Below are 6,466 nucleotides of genomic sequence, written 5' to 3' on the forward strand. Positions count from 1 at the left end.
TTATTCCGAATATCTATAAGAGGTGCTGCGGATGGATTTAAGACAGTTGAGCTATTTTTTGGAGGTTGCCGAACATGAGAGTTTCTCCAAGGCGAGTAGAGCCATTCATCTCTCTCAACCCACGCTCAGCAAAATGGTGAAGGGGCTGGAGGAAGAACTGGGCGTGGTGCTGTTTAATCGTTCAACGCGCAGCGTGATGTTGACGGAGGCCGGGAAAGTGGTGCAGCATCATGCACAAGCCGTTATGAACGCTGCCCATAACCTGCAAACGGCGGTTGCCGACCTCACACAGCTTAAAGCGGGGAAATTCACATTGGGACTTCCGCCGGTCATAGGAGCCAGCTTCTTCCCCAAAGTCATTACGGAGTTCCGCAACAGGCATCCCATGATTACGATTCAGCTTGTCGAAGAGGGAGGGAAGCGGATTGAGCAGCTTTTGCAGGAGGGGCGCCTTGATCTGGGGGTAGTTGTATTGCCCGTGGACGATGCCTTATTCGAGATCGTTCCGATTGTAAAGCGGCAGTTGAAGCTGGTTGTTCCAATCCAGCATCATCTGGCTCTTGGACAAGAAGTGAAGCTTGGCGATCTGCGTGATGAGTCGTTCATTCTGTTCCGTCATGAATTCAATCTGCATGACCGTGTGAAGGAGGCTTGTATACAGGAGGGCTTCGAGCCTCAAGTCGCTTACGAGAGCAGCCAGTGGGATTTCATCTATGAATTAATCTGTGCCAATCAAGGCATTTCCTTGCTTCCGGAGACGATCTGCGCGAAGTTCGATACACAGAAAGTTCGTGTCTTGAACGGTGTAGAGCCAAGCATTCATTGGAATCTGGGCATTGTTTGGAAGAAGGACGGCTACTTGTCCCATGCAGCCAGAGGCTGGGTAGAGTACGTGAAAGAGGTTTTCTCTTAAAAAAGGAAACTTTTGGTTGTTTGTTGGCGTCTAATCATTAGTATACATACAGAATTAGGAGGCCAATGGGAGATGGAGAAGAGAAAACTGTGGTTTGTAGCCTTACTATTGGTAGGGGTGGTCGCTTATGCGGGAGAAGGGGAAGTCAGCGCAAATTCGCAATCGCAACCGCTCATCATCACTTTGAATGGACTCGACGAGGAATTTCAGAATAAGCCGTTCCTGCAGAATGGCTCTGTCTACTTGCCGCTAAGAGAGACGGGGACGATGCTGGACAGCCATACGACTTGGATTGCCGAGGGAAAGCGGATTGTCATCACGAATCCGACGACCAGAATCGAGATGAAGCTGGGCAGCAAGCAAGCGATCGTCAATGGGAAGACGTACAAGATGCGAAGCATTCCCGATAACAGACAAGGCGTCGTCTATGTGCCCGCTCGCTTCGTGTCGGAGGCGTTCGGCGCCAAGGTGAGCTGGATCGCGGAAGAGCGGCGGGCGCTCATTGATGTGGAGAAACCGTATCTCTACGCCGCACATGGAGAGTCTGCCTACTGGTTCGACCGTACCGGCGGAGAAGTGTTCGTATCCGAAGGTGCTAGTGCGATAGAGCTGGCGGCTGATACGGAAGCAGAGGTGAAGGATATGGGCGAATTAACCGTTGACCAGTTGTCTGACGATGTTGCCGTGCTGAAGGTTTCTGATATTTACGGCGAGCCTCATGTTCATCATATGCTGTACAAGTTCCTTCTCATAGACGGTCAATTGGCGTTGGAGTCGGAAGCTTATTATTATGGTCACTCTATTCGTTCAATCGACCGATCCGCGAATGATCACGCGCTGCTGATGGATGGAGCGGTGTTGTATGAGGTAGACGAAGAGGGCAGCGTACTGGCGGATTACGACTTGCAAGCCATAACGGGCTACGAGGACGATTCCTTCCAGGTGGAATGGGCGGATGAACAGTATTACGTCGTACGGCCTGCCGAGACCGGATGGCTGACGTTGATCGACTTGGAATCGAAGCAGGCGACAAGATTAATGGATGTGCTGCTGGATGACAAGAAGATCGAAATATTGGAGTCGCTTGACAAGTACAGTCCCGAATTCCATCAATGGGACGGTCTTCAGGTCATCGGGCGGGAAGGGGATGCCTTGCTTCTTAGCCACAACTTCTTCATCGGCAATGAACAGAGTGAGTATACGTACAAGCTGAATGAAGGGAATGAATAGGGAACAGCGCTGCAGGGGACAAGTTATCCTTGCAGCGCTGTTCGCGTCATGGCTTAAATCATGCAGAACGTATGCGTCTCTGCTGACTCCGTTGCTTTCAGGCACATACGGGCGCTAAGCAAGCCTTCCTCCAGCGGCGTCCTGGAGACTTCCTTGCCTTGCATAATGCCGACGAAGTTCCTGGCGAGTGCGCCGTCGCCACCGCCGTGGCCCTCCGAGTCGTCTATCGTCAGCTTGTGCGTTTCCACTCTTGGCGTGTGATGCATATATACTTTGATTTCATCGTCCTGCCAGTTGAACTCCAGCGTTCCCTTGTAGCCGAGCAAGCGCGCGCCGCGTCTTGCCGCTTGCCTTCTTGCGAAGAAGTTCTGCGTGTAGACGGCGTGCATGCCGCTCTCGTATTGAATGAGCGCGCTGCCGGAATCTTCATTGCCCGTATCCTCGCCGAAGCAGCAGTAAGGCCCCAGATCCTCCCGGCCGATCGTGCTTTCCGGACAGGTGTCTCTCTCGTCGCATGCTTTGCAGAGAAGCCCCGCAGGCTTATTGCCTTTGAAAATCTGCTTCGATCGCATTGCGCTGATCATGACGGGCCGCATGCCGAGCAGATAATTGATGTAGTCGAAGTCATGGGTAGCCTTCTGCAGAAACAATCCGTTCGTAATCCGTTCATCCCGGTACCAGTTATGAAAGTAGACGCCGCCGTAAGGAACATTGTTCACGGCCTGCACATGCTCGATCGTGCCTAGCTTCCCGGAATCTATGATTTCCTTCGCGGTCTGTACCAGCAGCGTGTTGCGCAGAGGGAAGGATACGACGACTTGACTGTCGGACTTCTGATAGGCTCTCTCCAATTGCTCGAGCTGTTCATAGCTGATGGCGACAGGCTTCTCCAGGAACAACGGAATGCCGGTGGGCAGCAGTTGGACAGCCATCTCGGTATGCAGATTGCAGCGGGTGCCGACGAGAACGCCATCGGGCTTTATAGCGCCTAGCATGTCCGGAATAGCGGGATAGAAGGCGGCACGCTTGACTTCATCGGGGTACTGCAACCTAATCTCATCTTCTCTGGGGTCTACAATAGCGGCTACATAGCATTCCGGATTCGCTTTTATGATCTCTTTCACCATATGGCGAATGCGATGTCCATACCCAATGACAGCCAATTTCATGCGGGAAACCTCCATTAGTTTTCATGTTAGGGCTAGTATAGAGAATTCATGGGAAGGTGTCTTTATCAAAAAGTACAATTATTTTAGCATTATGCCTCGGAGGCCTTCCTAAGCGAAGAGAAGGTCCTTCAACCTGAATGTGCGGCGGCTATTGACTATACCTTCGGCGCTGCAACAAGTATAATGGACGAATATGGCAATTTGAAAAAATGTAGCAAAGGGTGATGGTATGATTATTCCGGGTATGCTGTCGGTAACATTTCGAAAGCTTGCTCCGCAAGAGATAGTCGCGTTAACGAAACAAGCCGGGCTGCAAGCGATCGCTTGGGGAAGCGATGTGCATGTGCCGGCAGGAAACCTCGAATTGGCTGCAGAGGTGGGCAAGATGACGGCCGATGCGGGCTTGCAGGTGGCGGCATATGCCAGCTACTACAGGCTGGGCAGCGGGGAAGGCGAGGATTTCGATCAGCTGGCAGAGACGGCTGAGTCGCTCGGCACGAAGGTGATTCGGGTATGGGCGGGAAGCTGCGGCTCGGCGGAAGCGGATGAGGCGACTTGGGAACGCGTAGCCGAGGATGCGAGAAGGGTAGCGGCGATTGCGGCATCAAGGAACATGACAGTCACGCTGGAATATCATCAGAATACGTTGACCGATACGCTGGAGAGCACATTGAAGCTGTTGCAGCTTGTGCCGGAACCATCGTTCACTTGCGATTGGCAGCGTTTGCACGAAGGAGAGCCGGAATTATTCCGGCAAGAGCTTGATGCGCTGCGCGACCGTCTTCTTAATCTGCATGTGTACTACTATCAGGATCGTGTGCAACAGTCGTTGGCCGCCGGTGATCAGGCATGGGCGACGCACTTCAAGCAAGTGAATGCACTCGGGCGTACACATTATGCGTTGATTGAGTTTGTTGCGGGCGGCGAGCAGCAGCGGTTTCTGGAGGATGCGGCGACGCTGTTGGCATTGGCCGGCGAGGCAGAGGCCGCTTCCGCCCGTCTGTAAGGCCTTGAAAGGGCAGTCAGTAAGGAACGGAGCCGAGCATACCTAAGGAACCGGCATTCCGCTATCCCGTGGATTCCAGAATGCTGCCAAATCTTTGAGCAGGCTGCCGGTCGGCAGCCTGTCTCATGAAGCTATCGTTTCCGATAACGTAACGCTGTCTTTGTTGAAGGACCTGATGCATAGCTATTCCATTCTCTACTTCATCTGTGTTGATCTATAAGAATAGGGTTGCCATCAGGATCTTCAATTGTAAAACTGGCAGGTCCTTCGCTTGTTTCATCCGCTTCAGAAAGTATTTTAATTCCTTTTGCTTTAAGCTGTTTTTGAATATCTCGAATGTCCGTATACGAATTAAGAATTTCGCCGTTTTCACCCCAACCTGGATTAAAGGTCAGAATATTCTTTTCAAACATTCCTTGGAATAGACCAATGATACAACTTTCATTCTTCATAATGAGCCAATTTTGAGTAATATCGCCTCCTAAGACATGAAAACCTAGATTTTCGTAAAATAATTTTGATTTGTAAATGTCTTTTACACTTAAACTTACAGAGAATGCGCCCAGTTTCATGTTTCCTCCATAAAAAAACATTTGGTTTATTACATAAAGTATACAACATTACCTTGTTGAACACATGTTTCGCCCTGTATTGTAACCATGGAAGCAACTATTATACAATCAGAGACCCTCAAAAGTTATTGCACTATCGTCTCCCGTTAGAATTCAACATACGCTAAAAATGAACTAGTTATCGGTATATTGGTGTAATATATTCGATTGTTGGTCCCAAAAACATCCCCGCTATTATGCGCCTAATCCAGTAGCAACCTCAATATTTATCGTTGCCCTCATTCCCATAGCACTCATTACAGCTTCAATTTTTTCTGCAGTGGCTCCATAATACTCGTTTCGCTCATCTCGAGAAACCTGTGCTTCCGATACTTCCAGTTTCCTAGCTAACTCCGATTGAGTCATATTTATATATATTCTATAAGCAATAAGGCTCTTTCCGATATCCGTGAACTTGTGAATAGGGTTAAAGGAGCCCCTTTTTATTCTTTCATAATACTCAACTTCTTCTTTTAGTTGTTCATGGAATGATATTAATGGTTCAATTGCCATGTTAATCTGCTCATCATTTAGACCCATTTCTTTAAAGCGCATTTTTTCTTTCAAAATAAAATCCTTATCTTGTTTCAACTTTTCCTGTGCTTTTTGGTAAGCTGTTTCGTTTTTAATCAACTTTCTCAGTTATTTAATGATTTTCACAATTCCTTTAGGTTCAAATGTATCACGGTTTTTTTTGAATGCTGCTGGAAACATTTATTCTAAACCATGTTCATCGCGTATCCCTGATGATTGTCCAACGTGCGGGTATAGTTCAACTTTATATCGATGCCACATTGGTAGCTGCCACGTTAAGCTCCCTTACTATGTCCGGCAAGGATCTAACGTCTGCTACAAAATAACCATCAATGTCACCGGGACTCGCTTTGTCTTCAACAAATGAACCATCTATAACAATTTCCATTATGCCGACTCTCCACAGTTGGCTAACCAATATCTCCAAGTTGTTTACTAACGTCATCCTTTATTCGTATCCCACGGAGATCCATCTATAGGACCCGTTACAAGCAAGGAAGTACGTAACTGATCTAATGTCATAGGGTAGTCTTGTGCAGCTAATAGGCCCTGATCATTGAATATCAACATTATTTTCCTCCGAATAGTCGAAATTATACGCAGCGATTCACTAAACATTATTGTTAACTTAACATTTTTGTTAATTATTTTTTAACTCACTTATCAAAGATGTCAAGTGTCTTCACGATCCACACTATCCTGCGTTATACCCATTTAACTCCATGGGTCAAAAGTCTCCTTCCTCAGCGAAGCAGGTGGGGGATGAATGACGCTTTTCCCGAACATCCCTTCTGGGATGGGTAGGGAAAACAGCCTTTTGAGAAATGAACAGATCAGGAATGGATTGACAAAAACTCTCCATATAAGAACATATGTGTGGTATAATGAGTGTATCTACAAGCGGTTCGAGGTGAGAGTGATGGTGAGAGGACAAGTTGTACATTTTCGAGCATCCAAGGGGAATGTAGATCGTTTATTCGCTTGCAATCAGGAATCTGCCCGG

The 6,466-nt window shown here is 48.2% G+C and carries 7 protein-coding genes; 3 read left to right on the forward strand and 4 right to left on the reverse strand.

Going from position 1 to position 6,466, the window contains the following annotated elements; translation table 11 throughout:
* Positions 1-31: 31 nt before the first annotated feature.
* Positions 32-913, forward strand: coding sequence for a LysR family transcriptional regulator (locus M6D81_RS10590; protein WP_262676849.1), 882 nt, complete (start codon positions 32-34; stop codon positions 911-913).
* 72 nt (positions 914-985) lie between these two features.
* Positions 986-2,143: a copper amine oxidase N-terminal domain-containing protein gene (locus M6D81_RS10595; protein ID WP_262676850.1), complete on the forward strand. Its 1,158-nt coding sequence runs from the start codon at positions 986-988 to the stop codon at positions 2,141-2,143.
* Positions 2,144-2,196: 53 nt separating this feature from the next.
* Here M6D81_RS10595 and M6D81_RS10600 read toward each other — a convergent pair whose 3' ends face one another.
* On the reverse strand, positions 2,197-3,312 hold the full coding sequence (locus M6D81_RS10600) for a Gfo/Idh/MocA family protein (RefSeq protein ID WP_262676851.1): 1,116 nt from the start codon (positions 3,310-3,312) through the stop codon (positions 2,197-2,199).
* A 229-nt stretch (positions 3,313-3,541) separates the two neighbouring features.
* Here M6D81_RS10600 and M6D81_RS10605 point away from each other — a divergent pair, with 229 nt between their 5' ends.
* Entirely contained in the window at positions 3,542-4,318 is a 777-nt protein-coding gene (locus M6D81_RS10605) for a sugar phosphate isomerase/epimerase family protein (RefSeq protein ID WP_262676853.1), read from the forward strand.
* Between the two features lie 200 nt (positions 4,319-4,518).
* On the opposite strand, the gene M6D81_RS10610 is transcribed toward M6D81_RS10605, so the two are convergent.
* From M6D81_RS10610 to M6D81_RS10620, 3 genes are all read right to left on the reverse strand, one after another.
* Complete coding sequence (locus M6D81_RS10610) at positions 4,519-4,890, reverse strand: VOC family protein (RefSeq protein WP_262676854.1); 372 nt, start codon at positions 4,888-4,890, stop codon at positions 4,519-4,521.
* Between the two features lie 234 nt (positions 4,891-5,124).
* The gene (locus tag M6D81_RS10615; RefSeq protein WP_262676855.1) at positions 5,125-5,562 is read right to left on the reverse strand and encodes a sigma-70 family RNA polymerase sigma factor; all 438 of its coding nucleotides are present in this window, start codon (positions 5,560-5,562) and stop codon (positions 5,125-5,127) included.
* A 145-nt stretch (positions 5,563-5,707) separates the two neighbouring features.
* Complete coding sequence (locus tag M6D81_RS10620; RefSeq protein WP_262676856.1) at positions 5,708-5,851, reverse strand: DUF6932 family protein; 144 nt, start codon at positions 5,849-5,851, stop codon at positions 5,708-5,710.
* Between the last annotated feature and the right edge of the window lie 615 nt (positions 5,852-6,466).

This window comes from Paenibacillus sp. J5C2022 (assembly GCF_025567625.1).
Lineage (GTDB): Bacteria > Bacillota > Bacilli > Paenibacillales > Paenibacillaceae > Pristimantibacillus.

What these genes read in the sequence shown, in the direction of transcription:
- M6D81_RS10590 (WP_262676849.1), top strand. Translation starts at nt 32, where the DNA reads ATGGATTTAAGACAGTTGAGCTATTTTTTGGAGGTTGCCGAACATGAG.
- M6D81_RS10595 (WP_262676850.1), top strand. Translation starts at nt 986, where the DNA reads ATGGAGAAGAGAAAACTGTGGTTTGTAGCCTTACTATTGGTAGGGGTG.
- M6D81_RS10600 (WP_262676851.1), bottom strand. Translation starts at nt 3,312, where the DNA reads ATGAAATTGGCTGTCATTGGGTATGGACATCGCATTCGCCATATGGTG.
- M6D81_RS10605 (WP_262676853.1), top strand. Translation starts at nt 3,542, where the DNA reads ATGATTATTCCGGGTATGCTGTCGGTAACATTTCGAAAGCTTGCTCCG.
- M6D81_RS10610 (WP_262676854.1), bottom strand. Translation starts at nt 4,890, where the DNA reads ATGAAACTGGGCGCATTCTCTGTAAGTTTAAGTGTAAAAGACATTTAC.
- M6D81_RS10620 (WP_262676856.1), bottom strand. Translation starts at nt 5,851, where the DNA reads ATGGAAATTGTTATAGATGGTTCATTTGTTGAAGACAAAGCGAGTCCC.